Here is a 21,114-nt window from a genome sequence, read left to right on the forward strand (position 1 = left end):
TGAGATCGGAACGTGGCTGGAGAGCTGCGGACGCTTTCCCGACGGCACGGCAGTCAAGGCTACGAACATGACATCTGATGACAGAGAGCCGCCCGGCGACGGGGCGGGGAGCGGAGAAGCGGCAACGGTTGATCTGCCGAGCGTGCGGCGGCTGGAGGCGGTGGGTTTTCGTGCCTGGCCTGCATTATCGGTACGATATGACGGCAGTTGGCTTATTCGCTTGACGCCAGGACACCCTTCCAAGCGCCTGAATTCCGTCAATCCGCTCGATCCGTCCGACTATCGGGACATCGCCATCCGGCTGGAGAAGGCGCGCAGGCTTTTCGCCGAATCCGGCCGTGCGCTCACAGTCCGCCAGACGCCGCTCACGCCGCCGAAGATGATCGATCATATGGATGCCGAAGGCTGGACGTCGTTCGCTCACAGCCTGGTGCTGGCGCTCGATCTGGCGGAGCGCGATTTCAGCGAAGGCATCGATCATCTGCCGATCAAGGATGTGGGCCGTTTCGTGGATGCTCGAATCCTGATCGGCAGGGATCCTGCGGAAACAAAGCCCGCGCTGACCGGGATCATCGACGCCATCAAGCCGGAATGCGGCATGTTCCTGTTCGAGGACCGAAAGATCGGCCCGACCGCCGTATCGCTCGTCGTCCATGACAACGACCTTGCCGGCATCATGCAGTTCGCGGTTGCCGAAGCGGTGCGTCGGCGCGGCGTCGGCAGTGCGCTCCTCGACGCCTCGCTTCGGTGGGCACGCCTCAAGGGCGCAAAGAAGGCCTGGTTGCAGGTGGAGGCCGACAACGCGGCTGCGATCGAGCTTTATCGCAAGGCCGGTTTCACCGAGGTCTACCGCTATCTCTATCGTATGCCGAAGGTCTGAGGAACATGCAGGATAGGAACATCGTGCTCGTCGCCGCTTGCGCGCTCGTCGATTCCGACGGACGTGTTCTGTTGGCGCAGCGCCCGCAGGGCAAGCCTCTCGCCGGCCTCTGGGAGTTCCCGGGCGGTAAAGTCGAGAGTGGCGAGACACCCGAAGAGACGCTGATCCGCGAACTCGAAGAGGAGCTCGGGATCCGCACCAAGGTCGCGTGCCTCGCGCCGCTCACATTCGCGAGCCACGGCTATGACGAATTTCACCTGCTGATGCCGCTCTACGTCTGCCGCCGCTACGAGGGTTTCGCCGAAGGCCGCGAAGGCCAGGCCATCAAATGGGTGCGGCCCAAAGCGCTGCGCGACTATCCGATGCCGCCCGCCGACGAACCATTGATCCCGTTCCTGATGGACCTGCTTTAGATCACGATGTCTTAGATCGGGGCGACCTAAGATCATGAACGTGATCGACTCCAAATAAATAGAGCGGATGCGGGCGGAAAACCGCACACACTTTTCCTCATCCTGTGCGTCCAAATGGATGCAAATGGCGCGATCTACCCTGTGAGACGCATCGGCAGACGGAAGCCGGTACACAACTTCTCGGGTACTGCTCCAGTCCGGCCGTCGAGAGGTGGCCGCACCCTCGGTTACGGGTTTAAAGACCCCTGGATTCGTTGATTTATTAATCAAACGTTTATCACCCGTCAGGCATGATGGTGTCAGTTCCGGCGTACGCCACTTCGGCTGCGCTGTTTTTCGAGCAGATGTGGTCAGGTCGAGGCTTGGGAAGGGTGCTTCGCCCGCCGCTCTTTGCGTATTTTATGAGGCTGGGATGGTGGACGAGGATTTCTGGAGGACAGTTCAGGACAAGGATCTGGTGACGAGCCAGTCCCGCCGGACGGGTGTGCTCAACCTTTCGCTGCTGTTCGGCACGGCAGTGATCGCACTCACCTTGATTTTAACGCCGATGCTGTCGTCCAAGACCGACAAGCCGATGTTAGCGAATACGCCGATCGACTACGATCGCATCTCGACAGGCTCCATTCCCGCCGGCGGCACTGTCAAGCGCTACACCGTACGCCGGAGTGTGCTTCAGGAGATGCCGGGCGCGGTTTGCATCATCGATGCCGACGGCAGCAAAAGCGGATGCTGATCGTAGCGGAGCGCTGAAAAGCCGGGCTTTTCAGCTTCGCGGTTGATTCACGGAGGAGCGAGCCTCGCTTGTCGTGAGGTGGCTGGAGGGCCAATGGAGACGCTGAAACGCCTGTTTGAAGACCGCGACGGTGCTACCGTCGTGGAATACGGCCTCCTCGCCGCACTGATTTCGGTCGGCCTTCTCATCGGACTGCAGAATTTCTCGAGCGCACTGCTCGACATGCTGACCTTCATCACCGGCACGCTCGAGGCAGCCTGGGCATGAAAACCCGGATCACGACTCGCCTTCGCCATCCTTGAACTTGTGCTCTTTTGCGCCGAGTGCCTCTGACAATCGCTGCTTCGCCGAACCTGGTTTGAGCGGCTTCTGCTGGCTTTCGTGCGGCGCCCAGCCGGAGAGATAGATGATGGAAAAGGTGGCACGTATGCGGCCGTCCGGATCGGAAAAGCGCTGCGCATAGATTTCCGCCGCCCTCAGGAAGAAACGCCGCGGCATCGGCTTGCGATTGCGCGACGCGAGCGGGTTGGTCATCCCCATTGCGCGCAGATCCCGGATGAGCCCGAAGAGCGAATCGTAGCGTACGGTGTATGTCTCGGTATCCGCCACCGGAAGGGCGAAGCCTGCCCGCTGAAGAAGCGCCCCCATGTCGCGCACGTCGGCAAACGGGACGACCCGGGGGCTCGCGCCGCCCGTCAGTTCCGCCTCGGCTGCGAGAAGCACTTCGCGCAGTTCCTGTAGCGTACCGGTGCCGGGTATGGCGGCGAGGAACAGTCCGTCCGGCTTCAGCGCCCGGCGTGCCTGAATGAAGACGCCGGGCGTATCGTTGGTGAGATGAAGCGACAGCGGCGACACAAGGAGGTTGAGCGAGGCCGGCTCCGCCGGAATACGCTCCAGAGGCGCTTCCGTGACGGGCTCGTCGGCTGAGCCGAAGGCGCTGTCCGTTTCCACGCGCTCGATCGCGCCGACCTTGCCGGTCGTGAAAAGGCTGCGCGCGGTAGCGCCCGTATAGCCGTGCAATTCCATTCCTTTCTCGAACTGTCGCTCGACGACACTCACGCGCTCGGCCAATTCCTGTGCGACGATCTCGAGCAGGAAGCCTGCCTTTTCGTCACGCCGGCGCAGCGCGCGCCGGCGGTGCGCCTCCACGAGGCTCTGATCAAAGATGATTTCCACGATAGTCTCTCCGAAATAAGGCGTGCGAGAGAAAGGCTAAAGCGCCGCACTTCGCATCGGACGTGCAAGGTCGCTGTAGCACTTGAGTTGCTGCATGTTTGTCCTTTAATCCGCTTCGACTAAAGGACAAACATGTAGTGCCGCGGATAAAGTCAATCTCATGGAATCAGACCAAGGTAGAGCTTCGATCAGAGATCGGGCAGGCCCGCTTCGCCGGCTTGCGGCCCTGGCGATCAATCTCGTCTTCCCGCCGGTCTGCTGTGGATGCGGCCGGCTGACGGGCGATGCTCGTGCCGTCTGCCCCTCCTGCTGGGCGAAGATCCCGCTCATCGAACGGCCCTATTGCGAGGTTCTGGGCATGCCTTTCACCTTCGACCCGGGGGAGGGTGCAGTCTCGCCCGAGGCAATCGCCAACCCTCCGGTCTTCGACAGGTTACGCTCCGCAGCGATTCACGAGGGGATCGTCCGTGATCTCGTGCACGGCCTGAAATATCGCGATCGGACCGACCTTGCACCAATGATGGCCGAATGGATGATTCGTGCAGGCGACGGTGCCGTCGCAGCGGCGGATATGATCGTGCCGGTTCCGCTTCACGCATTCCGCCTCTGGAGGCGGAAGTTCAATCAGGCCGCGGAGCTCGCACGGTTCGTTGCCAAGCATTCGGCAAGAACTTATCGGCCGGATGTCCTTCGCAGGACCAAACGCACGAGCCGGCAGGTAGGCCTTGGCGCGAGGGCACGCGAAGCGAATGTACGCGGCGCATTCTCCGTTCCCGAAGGCCTGAGGCGGGAAGTCGCGGGGAAACGCATCGTGCTCGTCGATGATGTCTATACGACAGGCGCGACCGTCACCGCGGCGGCCAGGGCCCTGAAGCGTGCGGGGGCAGGCGACGTTACGGTTTTGACCTTTGCAATGGCGGTGTCCGGTCCTATATGACAGGCAAAAGACATCCGGCGATCGATGCCGGCAAAGGAGCGGTTGGAGACTATGGCCTCGGTCGTCATTTATACGCGTCAGTTCTGCGGCTATTGCACGAGAGCGAAGAGGCTTCTGGAGAGCAAAGGCGTCGACTTCATCGAGTATGACGCCACCTATGCGCCGGAACTGCGTCAGGAAATGATCGAAAAATCCAAGGGTGGCAGGACCTTCCCGCAGATCATCATCAATGACGTCCCTGTCGGCGGCTGCGATGATCTGCATGCGCTCGACCGCGCCGGCAAGCTTGACGATCTGCTCGCGGCCTGACGCAAAGGTGGCGGCGTGGGCCCGCCCCCCATCAGAAGAGCATTGAATAGCAATGCGGGATCGTTCCGATCCAGGAAGTTCGCTTGGGAGAAAGAATGCGATGATGTTCAAGGCCGCCGCCGTCCAGATGTGCTCGGGGGTCGACCCCGCAAGGAATGCCGAGACGATGGCGGAGCTGGTGCGCGAAGCGGCATTGCGAGGGGCAGGCTATGTCCAGACGCCGGAGATGACCGGAGCGATCCAGCGCGACCGGTCAGGCCTGCGGAGCATATTGCGGGACGAGGCGAACGATATCGTCGTTCGGAAGGCTGCCCGCCTTGCCGGCGAACTCGCCATCTATCTGCATGTGGGCTCGACGCCGATCGCGCTCGCCGACGGCAAGATTGCCAATCGCGGCTTCCTGTTCGGGCCCGATGGCGCTAAGATCTGTGAATACGACAAGATCCACATGTTCGACGTGGACCTTGAGAATGGCGAGAGCTGGCGCGAAAGCGCCGCCTATCATCCCGGTGCGACCGCCCGTATCGCAGATCTGCCGTTCGGCAAGCTGGGTTTTTCGATCTGCTACGATGTCCGCTTCCCCGAACTTTTCCGACAGCAGGCGGTGGCCGGGGCCGAGATCATGTCGGTGCCCGCGGCGTTTACACGCCAGACCGGCGAGGCGCATTGGGAGATACTCCTGCGGGCTCGCGCAATTGAAAACGGGCTCTTCGTCGTTGCCGCGGCTCAGGGAGGCACGCATGAGGACGGGCGGGAGACCTTCGGCCACTCGATGATCATCGATCCGTGGGGCAGGGTGCTTGCTCAAGCCGGTCGGACCGGCGAGGAGATCATCATCGCAGAGATCGATCCATTGGCGGTGCACACGGCCCGCGCTAAGATCCCCAACCTCAAGAACGCGCGCAGCTTCGTTCTGGATGAGGTGGTCCCGGCCGGAAAAGGAGGCGCTGCAGCTTGATCCACTACACTCTTGCCTGTGACAAGGGCCACGACTTCGAGGGCTGGTTCTCGTCGAGCGATGATTTCGACCGGCAAGTCGCGGCGCGCCTGGTCACGTGTCCCAGCTGCGGTTCGCTCTCCGTCAACAAGCAATTGATGGCGCCTGCCGTCTCCACGGCGCGCAAAAAGGAGGCACGCCGCGCGCTGGTGACGGATCAGGCTCAAAAGGAAACGATAGCCAGGCTCAAAGAGCTGGTAAAATCGATCCGCGAAAATGCGGAAGACGTCGGCGAGCGGTTCCCGGATGAAGCGCGAAAGATTCATTACGGGGAGGCCGACCAGCGCGGACTGATCGGCAAGGCCACCGCAGAAGAGGCGATCGCTCTTATCGAAGAGGGCATAGAGATCGCGCCGCTGCCGGTATTGCCCGACGACGCGAACTGACGATTGCAGAGTTCAGATCGGCCGCTTCGCAACGATCATATAGTTGACGTCCATATCCTTGGACAGGTTCCACTGGTTGGAAAGCGGATTGAAGAAGACGCCGGTGCGGTCTGCAATTTCCAGGCCGCTTGCGACGAGTGGGTTTTCGATCTCCTCCGGGCGTACCAGCTTTTCATATTGGTGGGTGCCGCGCGGCAACCAGCGCAGCACGTTCTCCGCGGCGAAGATCGCCAGTGCCGCCGCCTTCAGCGTGCGGTTGATGGTGGCCACGAACATCATCCCGCCGGGCCGCACCATATGCGCACAGGTCGTCATGAAAAAATCCACGTCTGCGACATGCTCGACCACTTCCATATTGAGAACGACGTCGAAACTTTCGCCGGCTTCGGCAAGAGCCTCTGCAGTCACGGCACGGTAGTCGACGCGGACGCCGCTGCCGGCCGCATGTGTCCTGGCAATACCGATGTTCTTTTCGGAGGCGTCGGCTCCGAGCACGTCCGCGCCCATGCGGGCCATCGGCTCGCAAAGGAGGCCGCCGCCGCAGCCGATATCGAGGAGCCTCAGTCCTTCAAGCGGCTGCCGGCTCTTCGGATCGCGGCCGAAATGCTCCGCCACCCTGTCGCGAATGTAGGCGAGACGCACCGGATTGAATTTGTGCAGCGGGCGGAATTTACCCGTCGGATCCCACCATTCGGCCGCCATGGCCGAAAAGCGGTCCACCTCGCTCTGGTCGATCGTGGTGCGCGCCGTTTCGCTCATCAGAGCCTCCTTGCTTGTCCGGGCGGATTCATGAGGAGTCCGCTCGCTGCGTCTTCATTCCCATGGTGAAGTCGGACGATCGAAGTGGGATGTCAAGGGCCTGAGGCTCGTCTGGCTCCTTCGAAGAACCCGTCGACACTGACCATGTGCCACAGGATGATTTTGCGCATTGCCGTTCCGACAGGCAAGGGCTTCCGCCCTTGCCTGTCAAGCTCCAGCGTTGAAAAACCAGTTCAGTTACGCGAGTGGTTTTATTTCGGCGTCACTCACGAAGGCCTTTGAAGAAGTCATCGGGATCGCCGACTTCAAGCAAACGGCGATTCTCGATCAGCCAGAAACGGTTGCCGACTGCCCGCGCGAAACTGCGGTCGTGCGACACCAGCAGGCAACTCGCTTTCTGCGCCGTCAACTCCGTTTCCAGGGCCTCCTGGCCCTCGATGTCGAGATGGTTGGTTGGTTCGTCGAGCAGATAGAAGTTCGGATTGGTGAGCCTCAGCACGAGCATTGCCAAGCGGGACTTCTGCCCGCCGGAAAGAACGCCGACGGGGCGAGTTTGCAGCTCGATCCCGAGGCCGGCGCCGACCAGCAGGGTGCGGGCGCGTTGGTCGCCGATCTCGAAGCGCCGCGTTATCGTAGTGAGCGGCGTCTCATCGCCCGCGAGTTCTGCGAGCGCCTGATCGCTGTAACCGAGCATCAATGATGGCGTCGCCTTGATCGTTGCCTCCGGATTTTCCGGCTCTGCGATCGCAGTCCTGATCAGATGGACGAGGCGCGACTTGCCCGCACCATTTCGACCGAGAAGAACGATCCGGTCACCATGGCGAATCCATTGCCTGCCCGTCCTGAACAGCAAAGTTCCCTGCGGCGTTTCAACCGGCGTATCGTCGAGCGTGATGAGAACCTTGGCGTGCGTGCCCCGATTGGCGAGCCGGATCGCGCCGGACGATCGCTCGTGAAAGGCGGGGCGTGCAGCATCCTCCAGCCGTTCTGCCCTTTGACGAATTTGTTTCGTCTTTACCGTCAGCAGGTCGCTGCCGGAATTGATGCCGATATTATTGAGCTTGGCTGCCTGGCGGCGAAGCTGCTGAACCGTTTTCATGTCCTTTCGGTACCGTCGCTCGTCGGAAGCGTCGATCTCGTCCAATGCGTTTCGTGCCCGCGAATAGGGCAGCGAAAACGCGTACGACTGCTCCGCGCGCAGAAACAACGTCCGATTGGTGGTCGCATCAAGAAACGCCCGATCGTGGCTCGCGATCAGCACCGGCATGTCACGGGGTAGGTTCAGGAGCCACGTCTCGAGCCTGAGGATTTTTTCAAGATCCAGGTGGTTCGTCGGCTCGTCCAGAAGCAGCGCGTCCGGGTCGGTAACGAAGACACGTGCAAGCAGCGCCAATCCTTGCCAGCCGCCGCTCAATCGTCCGATCGGCCGTTGACGCAGCGCCTGCGGAACGTCGAGTGAGTCCAAGGCGACGTCAACCCGCCAGTCCTCCGTTTGGGCCTGTTCGTCCGGCAATGCCTGGCGGACTGCGTCGCGGAACCGAATTTCAGAAAGGCCGGGCGGGATCGACTGCTCGACATGACCGATGCGCAGGCCTCGTGCGCGAATGACGTCGCCGGTTGTCGCATCGAGCGCGCCGGCGATGCATCTCAGAAGGGTCGATTTTCCTCTGCCATTGGCGGCGACGATGCCGATGCGATCGCCGGGCGAGATTGCGAGGTCAAGTTGCGAAAAGAGCGGCGCACCCATAGTGACACCGAGATTTCTTGTCGTGATCAGGGCCATTGTCGTTCTCTGGACTGCCCGAGCAGCTCAAGCCCGATGCGGGCCGCGCATCGTTGAAGTGCTGCTGCTGGGTTGGTGACGATATGCGACGCGCTGGAACCCTGAAGGCTCAACGCCGCATGACGACTGGGCAGACCAGGAAAGGAAAGATGAGAGGTGTCTCTGGTCAGCCCTGCAAACGCATTTGCAGGGCTGAGACGGGGCCACGCTGGCGATGGTGCCGGAAATACATCATCACGCGCAACCCTCCTGTCGTGTTGAAATCTCCAAAAATGGATAGCACTGCGCACGCGCCTTTGCAATCCTGAGGCGATCGCAATGCCCGGACAAGGGCGGCCTCAACAGGTGCAAACTCGCAGCAGCTGCAGAGAGGAGAACTCTTCCAGCCCCTCCCATTGCACGCAGTCCCCTGATCCGCTAAGAGACGCCGCGACTTTCCGCTCCCGGAAAGCGGTGGCTGGCCGATATCCGAGAAGTCTCCTCAAAGCTTTTTGATCGTCGGGCGCCGGCGGGGGCGTTTTCCTGTCGCGCGCAGAATATGTTGGTACGGTAGAGGCGAAATGGCACGCATCGTGATGAAATTCGGCGGGACCTCCGTCGCAGATTTGAACCGCATCCACAACGTCGCGCGCCATGTGAAACGCGAAGTGGATGCCGGCCACGAAGTTGCTGTCGTCGTGTCCGCGATGTCCGGCAAGACCAACGAGCTGGTCGGGTGGGTCGAGAACATGCCCAAGGTCGCGGGCTCGAACGCCCCCTTCTACGATGCGCGCGAATATGACGCGGTGGTCGCTTCAGGCGAACAGGTGACCTCCGGCCTGCTTGCGATCGCCTTGCAGTCGATGGGCATCAACGCCCGCTCCTGGCAGGGCTGGCAACTGCCGATCAGGACCGATAACGCGCATGGTGCGGCACGGATACTCGATATCGACGGTACCGATATCACCCGGCGCATGGGTGAGGGCCAGGTGGCGGTCGTCGCCGGCTTCCAGGGTCTCGGCCCGGACAATCGCCTGGCCACGCTCGGCCGCGGCGGCTCCGACACGTCCGCCGTCGCGATCGCAGCCGCGGTCAAGGCCGATCGCTGCGACATCTATACCGACGTGGACGGCGTCTACACGACGGACCCGCGCATCGAGCCGAAGGCCCGGCGATTGAAGAAAATCGCCTTTGAGGAAATGCTGGAAATGGCATCCCTCGGTGCCAAGGTGCTGCAGGTACGCTCGGTCGAGCTCGCCATGGTGCACAAGGTGCGTACATTCGTGCGCTCGTCTTTCGAGGACCCCGATGCGCCGGGCATGGGTGACCTCATGAACCCGCCCGGAACGCTGATATGTGATGAGGATGAGATCGTGGAACAGGAAGTGGTAACCGGCATTGCCTATGCCAAGGATGAAGCACAGATCTCGCTGCGCCGCCTCGCCGACCGGCCGGGTGTTTCGGCAGCGATCTTCGGACCGCTTGCCGAAGCTCATATCAATGTCGATATGATCGTCCAGAACATTTCGGAAGACGGCTCGAAGACCGACATGACCTTCACCGTACCTTCCGGCGATGTCGACAAGGCGCTGAGGGTTCTCGGCGACAACAAGGAAAAGATCGGCTATGACGTGATTCAGTCGGAGTCGGGTCTCGTCAAGGTTTCGGTTATCGGCATCGGAATGCGCAGCCATGCGGGCGTTGCCGCATCCGCGTTCCGGGCGCTCGCCGACAAGGGCATCAACATCAAGGCGATCACCACGTCCGAGATCAAGATTTCCATCCTGATCGACGGACCTTACGCCGAATTGGCCGTTCGCACTTTGCATTCTACCTACGGTCTGGATAAGAGTTAAACGGGCAGGCATTTGATTTGGGAAACGCGGCCCGCGGCGCCACGTGTCTGAACAGGCGCGCAGACGTCGCTGTAATGACTAGAACTGCTGCATGACGTGTCCTTGAATCGACGCCGCTTCAGGGAGCATGCAGAGGCCGCGGCGTCCACACGGGCCCGACGTTTATTCTTATTCAGGAGACCCCACGCGATGAGAGACCTTTCCGCAGGTCCGCGCGTTCTCCTCAAGCGGTTGCGCGAGCTCATGGCGGAACCGCTCGAGCCGCAAGAGCGCCTTGACCGGATCGTGCGCCAGATAGCGCAGAACATGGTCGCGGAAGTGTGCTCGGTTTACGTGCTGCGCTCTGATGGCGTGCTGGAACTCTACGCGACCGAGGGCCTGAACAAGACGGCGGTGCACCTGGCCCAGTTGAAGATGGGGCAAGGTCTCGTCGGCACGATCGCCGCTTCGGCGCGGCCGCTCAACCTCTCCGATGCCCAGTCGCACCCGGCCTTCACCTATCTGCCGGAGACGGGCGAAGAGATCTATCATTCCTTCCTGGGCGTTCCGATTCTACGCACCGGCCGTGCGCTCGGGGTGCTGGTCGTGCAGAACAAGGCGCAGCGCAACTATCGCGAGGACGAGGTCGAGGCGCTGGAAACGACCGCCATGGTACTGGCCGAAATGGTCGCGACCGGCGAGCTCAAGAAGATCACCAAACCCGGGCTGGAACTCGATCTTTCGCGTCCGGTGACGATCGATGGCAATAGCTACGGCGAAGGCATCGGGCTCGGTTACGTCGTTCTGCATGAGCCGCGCATCGTCGTTACCAATCTGCTCAACGAAGACACGGAGCAGGAACTGCAGCGTCTTGCAGAGGCGCTCGGGTCACTGCGCATCTCGATCGACGACATGCTGTCGCGCCGCGACGTATCGATGGAGGGCGAGCACCGCGCGGTGCTCGAGACCTATCGCATGTTCGCCCATGACCGCGGTTGGGTGAGAAAACTCGAGGAGGCGATTCGCAACGGTCTGACGGCGGAAGCGGCGGTCGAGCGGGTGCAGAGCGAAACCAAGGCCCGCATGATACGCCTGACCGATCCCTATCTCAGGGAACGGATGCACGATTTCGACGATCTTGCGAACCGGCTGTTGCGGCAGCTTTCCGGTTACGGCGCCAAGCGTTCGGCTGCCGACTTCCCAAATGACGCAATTGTCGTAGCCCGTGCCATGGGCGCCGCGGAGCTACTCGACTATCCGCGAGAAAACGTGCGCGGTCTCGTGCTGGAAGAGGGCGCCGTCACCAGTCATGTGGTGATCGTCGCCCGGGCCATGGGCATTCCGGTCGTGGGACAGGCGGCAGGCGCAGTGGCGCTTGCGGAAAACCGAGATGCGATCATCGTCGACGGCGACGATGCGAAGGTGCATCTGCGGCCAATGGCGGACCTCCAGCGCGCATACGAGGAAAAGGTACGTTTCCGCGCGCGCAGACAGGCGCAGTTCCGTGCACTCAGGGACGTCGAACCGCTGACGAAGGACGGCAAGCGCATCACCTTGCAGATGAATGCCGGCCTGCTGGTCGACTTGCCCCATCTGAACGAAGCCGGTGCCGAAGGTATCGGGCTGTTCCGTACCGAGCTGCAATTCATGATCGCTTCGACCATGCCGAAAGCCGAGGAGCAGGAGGTCTTTTATCGCAATGTCTTGAAGCAGACAGGGACCAAGCCGGTGACCTTCCGGACCCTGGATATCGGCGGCGACAAGGTCGTCCCCTATTTCCGGGCAGCGGATGAGGAGAATCCGGCACTCGGCTGGCGCGCCATCAGGCTGTCGCTCGACCGGCCGGGCCTCCTGCGCACCCAGTTCAGGGCTATGCTCAAGGCGACGGCCGGCGCCGAGCTCAAGATGATGCTGCCGATGGTAACGGAAGTGACCGAGCTCAAGGCCGCGCGCGGACTTCTGCAAAAGGAGATCGAGCGTCAGTCGAAGCTCGGCGAACAATTGCCGCGCAAGCTGCAGTTCGGGGCGATGCTGGAAGTGCCCGCCCTGCTTTGGCAGCTCGACGAATTAATGGCCGAGGTCGATTTCGTTTCGGTCGGCTCAAACGATCTCTTCCAGTTCGCCATGGCTGTCGACCGCGGCAATGCCCGTGTTTCCGATCGCTTCGATGTTCTCGGCCGGCCGTTCCTGCGGATACTCCGGGAGATCGTGCGTGCTGGCGAACGCAACTGCACACCCGTGACCCTTTGCGGGGAAATGGCGAGCAAACCGCTTTCCGCCATGGCGCTGCTCGGACTTGGTTTCCGGTCGGTTTCGATGTCGCCGACGGCTGTCGGGCCGGTGAAGGCGATGCTTCTGGCGCTCGACGCCGGCAGGCTCAACGAACGCCTCGAGGCTGCGCTCGACGACGTCAAATCCGACGCGTCGATCCGCCAGCTCCTGGTCGATTTCGCTGCCGCGAACGGCATACCGGTTTAGATTGTAAAAAGAGCTCTCGTCTTGTCCCGGACCCGATCCGTGCGAGCCGTGTGCATTTGGAGTGAGATTTGGCAAAGCTTCCCGTTGAAAAGATGCGTGAGCTGGAGCGGCGGTTCGGCGAAATCGAGGCGCGCATGTCGGCCGGACCCTCGGCTGACGTCTACGTAAAGCTTGCCTCGGAATATTCCGAGTTGCAGCCGGTCGTATCGAAGATCCGCGCCTATGAAAAAGCGACTGCCGAGCTTGCCGACATCGGCGCAATGCTCGCAGACCGGGCGACGGACAAGGACATGCGCGACCTCGCGGAGCTGGAAAAGCCAGAGATCGAGGAGCGGGTCGAAGCGCTCGAGCAGGAAATCCAGATACTCCTCCTGCCGAAGGATGCGGCTGACGAAAAGAGCGCGATTCTCGAAATCCGCGCCGGGACGGGTGGCTCGGAAGCCGCCCTCTTTGCTGGCGATCTTTTCCGCATGTATGAGCGATATGCCGCAGGCAAGGGCTGGCGCGTCGAAGTGCTGTCGGCGAGCGAGGGCGAGGCCGGCGGCTACAAAGAAATCATCGCCACGGTATCCGGCCGCGGTGTGTTCTCACGGCTGAAATTCGAGTCCGGCGTCCACCGCGTGCAGCGTGTACCCGAGACGGAAGCCGGTGGCCGTATCCATACCTCGGCGGCGACCGTAGCAGTGTTACCGGAGGCCGAAGATATCGACATCGACATCCGGTCGGAGGACATCCGCGTCGACACGATGCGCTCCTCGGGCGCAGGCGGCCAGCACGTCAACACGACGGATTCGGCGGTGCGAATCACCCATCTTCCGACCGGTCTCGTCGTCACCAGTTCGGAAAAGTCGCAGCATCAGAACCGTGCCAAGGCCATGCAGGTGCTGCGCTCCCGGCTCTACGACATGGAGCGGCAGCGCGCCGACAGCGAACGTTCGGCCGACCGCAGGAACCAGGTAGGCTCCGGCGATCGTTCCGAGCGCATACGCACCTATAATTTCCCGCAGGGGCGCCTGACCGACCACCGCATCAATCTCACGATCTATAAGCTCGACCGGGTGATGGAGGGTGAGATCGACGAGATCGTGGATGCGCTTCTTGCCGACTATCAGGCGAGCCAGCTGGCGCTGCTCGGCGAAAAGCAGAACTGAGCGTCGATGCCCGAAACCCTCGACAACCTTCTTGCCGAGACCCGCGACCGGTTGAAGGCCGCCGGCATCGAATCGGCGGCACTCGATGCGCGGCACCTGGTCTCCGGCTTGCTCGAACTCGCACTTGCCGCGCTCGTGACGCGCGGGAGGGAGCCCGTCAGCGACGAGGATGCGGCGCGCATCCGTGCCGCGGTCGAGCGCCGGGCTGCGCACGAGCCAGTCTATAGGATCCTCGGTGAGCGGGAATTTTCCGGCCTGAAGCTCAAGCTCTCGAAGGAGACGCTGGAGCCGCGCCCGGACACCGAGACCATGGTCGAATGCCTAATTCCCCACGCCCGGCGGATCGCCTTGAAAAAAGGGAGTTGCCGCATCGTCGACCTTGGAACGGGCACGGGTGCGATTTGTCTCGCGCTTCTCGATGCGGTACTTGACGCGCGCGGCCTCGGTACCGATATATCGGAGGACGCATTGGCGACGGCATGTGAAAATGCCCGCAGGAATGGCTTGGCGGGGCGCTTCGAAACGCTTCGGAGCAATTGGCTCGAGGCGGTGAATGGCCGGTTCGACATCATCGTCTCAAATCCGCCTTATATCCGGTCTAATGTCATTCCAGACCTTGAGCCGGAAGTGAAATTCCACGATCCGGCCGCCGCGCTTGATGGCGGAGAGGATGGGCTGAATGCCTATCGTGCCATCGCTTCCGACGCTGGTCGCCATCTTGAACCAGACGGCGTGATAGGCTTGGAAATCGGTTTCGACCAAAAGCAAGCGGTAACGGCGCTCTTCGAGGCGCATGGCTTTCATATGCTTTATGCCGCGAAGGACCTCGGCGGCAACGACCGGGTCCTGGTGTTCGAGCATGATCCTGCAGCGCCGCGCGTCTGACAAACGCGCAAACGTCGCGGCAGGGCATCGAGCTGCTGCATGTTTTGTCCTTCGATCGAGTACGAGCGAAGGAAACATGTAGTGAACGCAGCAGCAACCGTTGAAAAAATGCTGCACTCGCACTTCTCTTTTCTGGAAGAGCAAAGAAAGGGCTTGGAATCCCGAAGGAAGCGGGCTAGTTTCACCCCGCGCACTGGGCAGAAGGTCATGGACCAAATTCGTTCCAGTATGACCTGGCCACGGGGATTGCTCTCAAGAAAGAGTTGCTAGGGTTCGACAGTGCCTTGTGCGGGTAGCTGTTAATTTAACGTCGACCAGCGCCGAGATCGCGAAGAGGCGATCTGCCATGGCGCATGTTTTCTCGGGTGCGGACAGCCGGACCGAGAGCGGAACCATATGATCATCATTATCAAGAAAATTCAGGTGAATGGGCTATGAGGCCAGGACAGCAGAACAAGCGCGGCCGTGGGCGGAATAACAACAACAGCGGAAACAACAACAACAACAATCGCAAGGGATCCAATCCCTTGACGCGGACCTACGACAGCTCCGGCCCGGATGTGAAGATTCGTGGTACCGCACAGCATATTGCCGAGAAATATGCGGCTCTTGCTCGCGACGCGCAGAGCTCCGGCGACCGCGTGATCGCCGAGAACTACCTGCAGCATGCCGAGCATTACAACCGCATCATCGCGGCTGCGCAGGCTCAGATGCAGGACCGATTCCAGCGCGACGAGCGCCAGGACTATCAGGACCGTGACTCCGGCGATCGTGACTCTGCCGACCGCGATCAGGACGATATGGATCAGGGTTATGCAGACGAAGCGCCGGCCGCTCCACCAGCAGCAGCGGCTCCCGCCAGCGAACCTCAGCCGGTCATTGATGGTTCGGGCCCGCAGCCGGTGATCGAGGGCATGCCTGCCGAAGTGGCAATGGAAGAGGAAGCCCAGGGCTCTGCCGGTCGGTCGGCTTCCCGCCGGCGCAGTACGAGCCGGCCTCGCCGGCAACCGCGCCGCGCCGCTCAGGACGAGGCGGCCGGCGACGCGCAGCCCGCGACCGACGGCAGTACCCCGGCGCTCGCCACCTCGGAATAACCTTCCGCAGTCGATCTTCTCGAAGCCCAGCCCCGAATAGCGGCTGGGCTTTTCTGCATCGAGGGGAACTCCAGCGCGTCTGCCTGCCGCTCTTTAATTTTGAAGAACGCTGCCCCATATTCCGTTTCGAAGCCTTGCCTCGCACGCGAGAACGAGGCGGGGTTGCAGCGCGTCCAACGGATCGCGCGGCGACGTCGTACAGGGTTTGCCGAATGCGGGAGCCTGATCCTGAACCGCCGGCCAGTGCCACATTGATGGGCTCGTCGGGTTATGGAGGTTGAAGAAATGGATATCGAAAAATATTCGGAACGCGTGCGCGGGTTCCTGCAGTCGGCGCAGACCTATGCGCTGGCAGAAGGGCACCAGCAGTTCACGCCGGAGCACGTCCTCAAGGTCTTGCTCGACGACGACCAGGGCATGGCGGCCTCGCTCATCGAGCGCGCCGGCGGAAATGCGCGCGAGGCGAAAGTCGGTACCGCCGCAGCTTTGGCCAAGCTTCCGAAGGTGACCGGCGGCAATGGCTCGGTCTATCTGTCGCAGCCGCTCGCCAAGGTATTCACCGCAGCCGAGGACGCCGCAAAGAAGGCCGGCGACAGCTTCGTCACGGTCGAGCGCCTGCTTCTGGCATTGGCGATCGAAAGCTCGGCGGCGACGGCCTCGATTCTCTCCAAGGCCGGCGTTACGCCGACGAAGCTCAACCAGGTCATCAATGAAATTCGCAAGGGCCGCACCGCCGACAGCGCGAATGCCGAACAGGGCTTCGACTCGCTCAAGAAATATGCCCGCGATCTGACCGCCGAGGCGAGGGAAGGCAAGCTCGATCCGGTGATCGGCCGTGACGACGAGATCCGCCGCACGATCCAGGTGCTTTCGCGCCGAACGAAGAACAATCCTGTTCTGATCGGCGAGCCGGGCGTCGGCAAGACCGCGATCGCAGAAGGCCTGGCACTCAGGATCGTCAACGGCGATGTCCCCGAAAGCCTGAAGGACAAGAGGCTGATGGCGCTCGACATGGGCGCTTTGATCGCCGGTGCAAAGTTCCGCGGTGAGTTCGAAGAGCGGCTCAAGGCCGTGCTGAACGAAGTGCGCTCGGAGGGGGGAGAGATCATCCTCTTCATCGACGAGATGCATACGCTGGTCGGTGCCGGCAAGGCTGAGGGCGCCATGGATGCATCGAACCTCCTGAAGCCCGCGCTTGCCCGCGGCGAGCTGCACTGCGTCGGCGCGACGACTCTCGACGAATACCGAAAGCATGTCGAGAAGGACGCAGCCCTTGCCCGGCGGTTTCAGCCGGTGATGGTCGAGGAGCCGACGGTCGAAGATACGATCTCGATCCTGCGCGGCTTGAAGGAGAAATACGAGCAGCACCACAAGGTGCGGATCTCCGACTCCGCGCTGGTTGCGGCTGCCGCACTTTCCAACCGCTACATCACGGATCGTTTCCTTCCGGACAAGGCTATCGACCTCATGGACGAGGCAGCCTCACGTCTGAGGATGCAGGTCGACTCCAAACCGGAGGAACTCGACGAGCTGGACCGGCGCGTCATTCAGCTCAAGATCGAACGCGAAGCCTTGAAGAAGGAGACCGACGTATCCTCCAGGGATCGCCTTTCCAAGCTCGAACTCGACCTGTCCTCGCTCGAAGAACAGGCGGCGGCATTGACGGCACGCTGGCAGGCGGAGAAGCAGAAGCTCGGCCGGGCGGCAGACCTCAAGAAGCAGCTCGACGAAGCACGCAACGAACTGCAGATCGCGCAGCGCAAGGGTGAATTCCAGCGGGCAGGCGAACTCGCCTACGGCGTGATCCCAAACCTCGAAAAGGAACTTACCGAGGCGGAAAGCCAGGATGGCGCCAGCGCCAACCCGATGGTGCAGGAGGTCGTGACCCCAGACAATATTGCTCATATCGTCTCGCGTTGGACCGGCATTCCGGTCGACAAGATGCTGGAAGGCGAGCGCGACAAGCTGCTCAGGATGGAAGACGAGCTGGCTAAATGGGTCGTCGGTCAGGGCGACGCCGTGCAGGCGGTTTCGCGGGCGGTTCGCCGTTCGCGCGCAGGGCTACAGGATCCGAACCGGCCGATCGGCTCGTTTATTTTCCTAGGCCCGACGGGCGTCGGCAAGACGGAGCTGACCAAGGCGCTTGCCCGGTTCCTCTTCGACGACGAGACCGCGCTTATGCGGATCGACATGTCGGAATATATGGAGAAGCACTCGGTAGCCCGCCTGATCGGCGCGCCTCCCGGCTATGTCGGCTATGAGGAGGGTGGGGCGCTGACGGAATCCGTTCGTCGCCGGCCCTATCAGGTCGTGCTCTTCGACGAGATCGAGAAGGCGCATCCGGATGTCTTCAACGTGCTTCTGCAGGTGCTTGACGATGGACGTCTGACCGATGGTCAGGGGCGCACCGTCGACTTCAAGAACACGATGATCATCATGACCTCGAACCTCGGTGCGGAATACCTGACCGCACTCGGTGAAAACGAGGACAGCGATGCTGTTCGCGATCAGGTCATGGAGGTGGTGCGCGCGGCTTTCCGTCCGGAATTCCTGAATCGCGTCGACGAGATCATCCTGTTCCACCGGCTGCGTCGCTCGGAGATGGGCGCGATCGTCGACATACAGCTTGAAAGGCTGCGCAAGCTCCTGGCGGATCGCAAGATCACGCTCGAGCTTGAGGACGATGCACGCGTTTTCCTGGCGGAAAGGGGCTACGATCCTGCTTACGGCGCACGCCCCCTGAAACGGGCGATTCAGAAATATGTCCAGGATCCGCTGGCCGAGAAGGTACTGCAGGGCGAGTTCCCGGACGGGTCGGTGATCAAAGTCGTTACCGGTTCCGACCGCCTCAACTTCGAGCGCGGAGCCGGGACGGACAAAGAAGCCGCGTAAACTGCGCATTTCGACATGAGGGCCGCCCTGCAGGGCGGCCCATTTTTGTACGAGCCCGCCATGCCGTTACTGGGCGCCTACTTGCTTGCGACTTCGTTCGCATCGTCGCCGAGAAGCTCGTCGATGCGTTCGCGTTCCTTTTCGAATTGCGCCAAGGCTTCTCCGGCAAGCGATTTGCCGCCCGGCAGCCGAATGCGCAAGGGGTCCACCTTGTTGCCATTGACGATCAGTTCGTAATGGAGGTGTGGACCGGTCGAAAGGCCGGTCGTGCCGACCCAGCCGATCACCTGGCCCTGGACCACCTTTGCCCCCGGCTTGACGCTTTTGGCAATTGCGCTTTGGTGGTTATAGGACGAGACGTAGCCGTTGGCGTGGCGGATGAGGGTCTGGTTGCCATAGCCGCCGGAATCCCAGCCGGCCTTCTGCACGACGCCATTGCCGGCGGCGATGATCGGCGTGCCGCGCGGGGCTGACCAATCGACGCCCGTGTGCATGCGTGAGAAGCCGAGAATCGGGTGGCGACGCATTCCGAAGCCGGAGCGGAAACGACCGTTCGGAACGGGGTTGCGAAGCAGGAACTGGCGGATGCTCTTGCCGTCCTTGTCGAAATAGTCGATCGAATTATCGTCCGGATCCTGGAAGCGATAGAACCGTGTCTCGGCGTCGCCGAATTTGGCATTGACGTAGAGCAGTTCAGAATCTTCCGTTGCCCGGCCGCTTTCATCGGTAACGGAGAAAAAGGCTTCGAGCGAATCCGCCGGCTTCAGTTGGGCCTGGAAATCGACGTTGCTCGCCAAGAGCTTGACGACGAGCGCGATCATATCGGCGTTCATTCCGTAGGATAGGGCTGCACGATAGATTCCGTCATAAACCCGAGGCAGGTCGTGGCTGCTTGAGATCACCGGCCTGCCGGTGTCGTCGAAGGCAGCGGCTACCGCTTCGAGCTTCGGGGGCTCGGCGCCGGGAACGAAACGGCCGCGGTCGTCCACCGCCATGGTCAGGACGTGCCGGCTGTTCGAATAGATCGTCGCGCGGACGATCTTTGCTTCCTCGCCCTTTTGAATAATGCCAATGCGTAGCACGTCGCCGGGGCCAAGATTCTTGGCGCCGAGCGCTTCGCCGAGATAGCCGGCTGCGTCCTCGGCCTGGGCTTCGGCATAGCCGGCATTGGTCATCACCTTCGCAATGGGCAGTGCGCGGCGTACCGGTATGATGTCGTCGGCGTATTCGGTGCTTTGCTTGGTGATGTTCTCATAGGAGGAGACGCTCATATTCTCCTCGACGACGCGCGCGGCAAGGCCCTGCATCAGGTCGAGATTGTCGGCGTCGGACGCAAAGCGCTGGGGGTCGACATAGAAGAGCGAGGCGACCTGGGTGCTGCCCTCGGTCAGCACCGAACCGTTGGTGCGGACATTCTCCTCCACCTCGTCGAGCGACATCGACGGTCCGACTTTGAAGCCGCCGCCATCGAGCGGAAAGTCAACGGTCTTCAGCGCAACCTCGGACTCGACGTCCGAGCCGTAGATCGTGCCGGTCTTTGCCGGCGCCGCCTCGGCGTCCGCCTCATCCGTGGAGAAGATGGCCAGCGGGTCGAAGTCGGGATAGGACTCGGACGTCTGGTGGTTGGCCGCAAGCGCCATTTTCACGTGCACGAAAGGCTGACGGCGCACCACCTCTTTTTCGCCGTCATGGATCATTGTCGAGACTTCCATCACGGTCTTGTCGGCCGGCTTGGCGACGATGTTGGGTGAAAGGACGCGGTCTCCACGTTTGGCGGCGCCAGCGGGCGCGGAGGGGGCGAGCGCGGCGAAGGCTTCCGCCGGGATCGCCAGTTGCTGACGGCCGTCGAGGGCGGCAAAGAGCGCGACGCCCATAAGAAGGCTCGATGTGATACCGGTCAAGAACGTGCCCGAGAGCCAGCGCAGCGAAATCTCGCGCCGATCCGGCGCCCGACGGCCGTCCGCAAGGATCGGCGGGTGGTCGCCAAGCGAACGAAGCATGTTCTTATCGCTGCTCATGCAGGCTGGAGGCCCCCTAGAATGCTCTTTCCGTATACTTATCGCCGATACGTTGCGCGAAGGTGTGCATCTTCCGTGCACGGAAGTCAAATCACGGCGCAGGGGAGGGCCCCAACGCCGCGGCTCCGAAACGAAGCAGCGAGTGATCTCGCTTAGATCGTTCCATTGTGAAGAAGTGAAGGCGAAATTGTGTATCCACAGCCCGAGAGATTCCCTCGGAAAAGAATCTGCGACCCGCAAAAGCTTGCTCTCCGGGGGTTTGTCAGAAAACTGTCATTTTTTTTGAAGAACCCTGTTGACGTGCCGGAGTGGGTGGGTCTATAAGCCCGATCACTGACGAGGGCGGCGGCGCTGCTGGCGACGATGCCTTTCGCTCTAGGGTTTCCTTGATTGGCGGATGCTGATTTTG

Annotated in this window: 18 protein-coding genes; 14 read left to right on the forward strand and 4 right to left on the reverse strand. The window is 61.6% G+C overall.

What is annotated here, in order from left to right:
• Nucleotides 1-67 precede the first annotated feature (67 nt).
• The 4 genes from FB009_RS15260 (at nt 68) to FB009_RS15275 (ending at nt 2,293) form a co-directional block, all read left to right on the forward strand.
• Nucleotides 68-880 (forward strand): GNAT family N-acetyltransferase, encoded by an 813-nt coding sequence (locus tag FB009_RS15260; RefSeq protein ID WP_012066736.1) that lies wholly within the window; start codon nt 68-70, stop codon nt 878-880.
• A 5-nt stretch (nt 881-885) separates the two neighbouring features.
• Complete coding sequence (locus FB009_RS15265) at nt 886-1,293, forward strand: (deoxy)nucleoside triphosphate pyrophosphohydrolase (protein WP_012066735.1); 408 nt, start codon at nt 886-888, stop codon at nt 1,291-1,293.
• Between the two features lie 412 nt (nt 1,294-1,705).
• Nucleotides 1,706-2,026 (forward strand): hypothetical protein, encoded by a 321-nt coding sequence (locus FB009_RS15270; protein ID WP_012066734.1) that lies wholly within the window; start codon nt 1,706-1,708, stop codon nt 2,024-2,026.
• A 93-nt stretch (nt 2,027-2,119) separates the two neighbouring features.
• Nucleotides 2,120-2,293, forward strand: coding sequence for a Flp family type IVb pilin (locus FB009_RS15275; protein WP_012066733.1), 174 nt, complete (start codon nt 2,120-2,122; stop codon nt 2,291-2,293).
• 9 nt (nt 2,294-2,302) lie between these two features.
• Here FB009_RS15275 and FB009_RS15280 read toward each other — a convergent pair whose 3' ends face one another.
• The gene (locus FB009_RS15280) at nt 2,303-3,202 is read right to left on the reverse strand and encodes a methyltransferase domain-containing protein (RefSeq protein WP_012066732.1); all 900 of its coding nucleotides are present in this window, start codon (nt 3,200-3,202) and stop codon (nt 2,303-2,305) included.
• A gap of 160 nt (nt 3,203-3,362) precedes the next feature.
• On the opposite strand from FB009_RS15280, the gene FB009_RS15285 reads away from it, so the two are divergent.
• The 4 genes from FB009_RS15285 to FB009_RS15300 all read left to right on the forward strand — a co-directional run bounded on the left by FB009_RS15285 (nt 3,363) and on the right by FB009_RS15300 (nt 5,831).
• On the forward strand, nt 3,363-4,139 hold the full coding sequence (locus FB009_RS15285; RefSeq protein ID WP_012066731.1) for a ComF family protein: 777 nt from the start codon (nt 3,363-3,365) through the stop codon (nt 4,137-4,139).
• Between the two features lie 24 nt (nt 4,140-4,163).
• Nucleotides 4,164-4,448, forward strand: coding sequence for a glutaredoxin 3 (gene grxC / locus FB009_RS15290; protein WP_024310936.1), 285 nt, complete (start codon nt 4,164-4,166; stop codon nt 4,446-4,448).
• A gap of 100 nt (nt 4,449-4,548) precedes the next feature.
• Nucleotides 4,549-5,406, forward strand: a complete 858-nt coding sequence (locus tag FB009_RS15295; protein WP_012066729.1) for a carbon-nitrogen hydrolase family protein — start codon at nt 4,549-4,551, stop codon at nt 5,404-5,406.
• The gene (locus FB009_RS15300; RefSeq protein WP_012066728.1) at nt 5,403-5,831 is read left to right on the forward strand and encodes a DUF1178 family protein; all 429 of its coding nucleotides are present in this window, start codon (nt 5,403-5,405) and stop codon (nt 5,829-5,831) included. The genes FB009_RS15295 and FB009_RS15300 overlap by 4 nt, the downstream gene beginning before the upstream one ends.
• 12 nt (nt 5,832-5,843) lie before the next feature.
• On the opposite strand, the gene ubiG is transcribed toward FB009_RS15300, so the two are convergent.
• The gene (ubiG, locus tag FB009_RS15305; protein ID WP_012066727.1) at nt 5,844-6,590 is read right to left on the reverse strand and encodes a bifunctional 2-polyprenyl-6-hydroxyphenol methylase/3-demethylubiquinol 3-O-methyltransferase UbiG; all 747 of its coding nucleotides are present in this window, start codon (nt 6,588-6,590) and stop codon (nt 5,844-5,846) included.
• A 262-nt stretch (nt 6,591-6,852) separates the two neighbouring features.
• Nucleotides 6,853-8,373 (reverse strand): ABC-F family ATP-binding cassette domain-containing protein, encoded by a 1,521-nt coding sequence (locus FB009_RS15310; protein WP_012066726.1) that lies wholly within the window; start codon nt 8,371-8,373, stop codon nt 6,853-6,855.
• Between the two features lie 560 nt (nt 8,374-8,933).
• On the opposite strand from FB009_RS15310, the gene FB009_RS15315 reads away from it, so the two are divergent.
• The 6 genes from FB009_RS15315 to clpB all read left to right on the forward strand — a co-directional run bounded on the left by FB009_RS15315 (nt 8,934) and on the right by clpB (nt 18,687).
• Nucleotides 8,934-10,208 (forward strand): aspartate kinase, encoded by a 1,275-nt coding sequence (locus tag FB009_RS15315; protein ID WP_012066725.1) that lies wholly within the window; start codon nt 8,934-8,936, stop codon nt 10,206-10,208.
• Between the two features lie 189 nt (nt 10,209-10,397).
• Nucleotides 10,398-12,665 carry a phosphoenolpyruvate--protein phosphotransferase gene (gene ptsP, locus FB009_RS15320; RefSeq protein ID WP_018010840.1) on the forward strand — a complete coding sequence of 756 codons (2,268 nt, stop codon included), beginning with the start codon at nt 10,398-10,400 and terminating at the stop codon, nt 12,663-12,665.
• A 68-nt stretch (nt 12,666-12,733) separates the two neighbouring features.
• Nucleotides 12,734-13,816 (forward strand): peptide chain release factor 1, encoded by a 1,083-nt coding sequence (prfA, locus tag FB009_RS15325; protein ID WP_012066723.1) that lies wholly within the window; start codon nt 12,734-12,736, stop codon nt 13,814-13,816.
• Between the two features lie 6 nt (nt 13,817-13,822).
• Nucleotides 13,823-14,701 (forward strand): peptide chain release factor N(5)-glutamine methyltransferase, encoded by an 879-nt coding sequence (prmC, locus tag FB009_RS15330; RefSeq protein WP_012066722.1) that lies wholly within the window; start codon nt 13,823-13,825, stop codon nt 14,699-14,701.
• Nucleotides 14,702-15,135: 434 nt separating this feature from the next.
• Nucleotides 15,136-15,795: a DUF4167 domain-containing protein gene (locus FB009_RS15340; protein ID WP_012066721.1), complete on the forward strand. Its 660-nt coding sequence runs from the start codon at nt 15,136-15,138 to the stop codon at nt 15,793-15,795.
• A gap of 285 nt (nt 15,796-16,080) precedes the next feature.
• Nucleotides 16,081-18,687, forward strand: a complete 2,607-nt coding sequence (gene clpB, locus FB009_RS15345; RefSeq protein ID WP_012066720.1) for an ATP-dependent chaperone ClpB — start codon at nt 16,081-16,083, stop codon at nt 18,685-18,687.
• A gap of 77 nt (nt 18,688-18,764) precedes the next feature.
• Here clpB and FB009_RS15350 read toward each other — a convergent pair whose 3' ends face one another.
• Nucleotides 18,765-20,705 carry a M23 family metallopeptidase gene (locus FB009_RS15350; protein ID WP_012066719.1) on the reverse strand — a complete coding sequence of 647 codons (1,941 nt, stop codon included), beginning with the start codon at nt 20,703-20,705 and terminating at the stop codon, nt 18,765-18,767.
• Between the last annotated feature and the right edge of the window lie 409 nt (nt 20,706-21,114).

Origin of the sequence: Sinorhizobium medicae (genome assembly GCF_007827695.1) — a bacterium.
Lineage (GTDB): Bacteria > Pseudomonadota > Alphaproteobacteria > Rhizobiales > Rhizobiaceae > Sinorhizobium > Sinorhizobium medicae.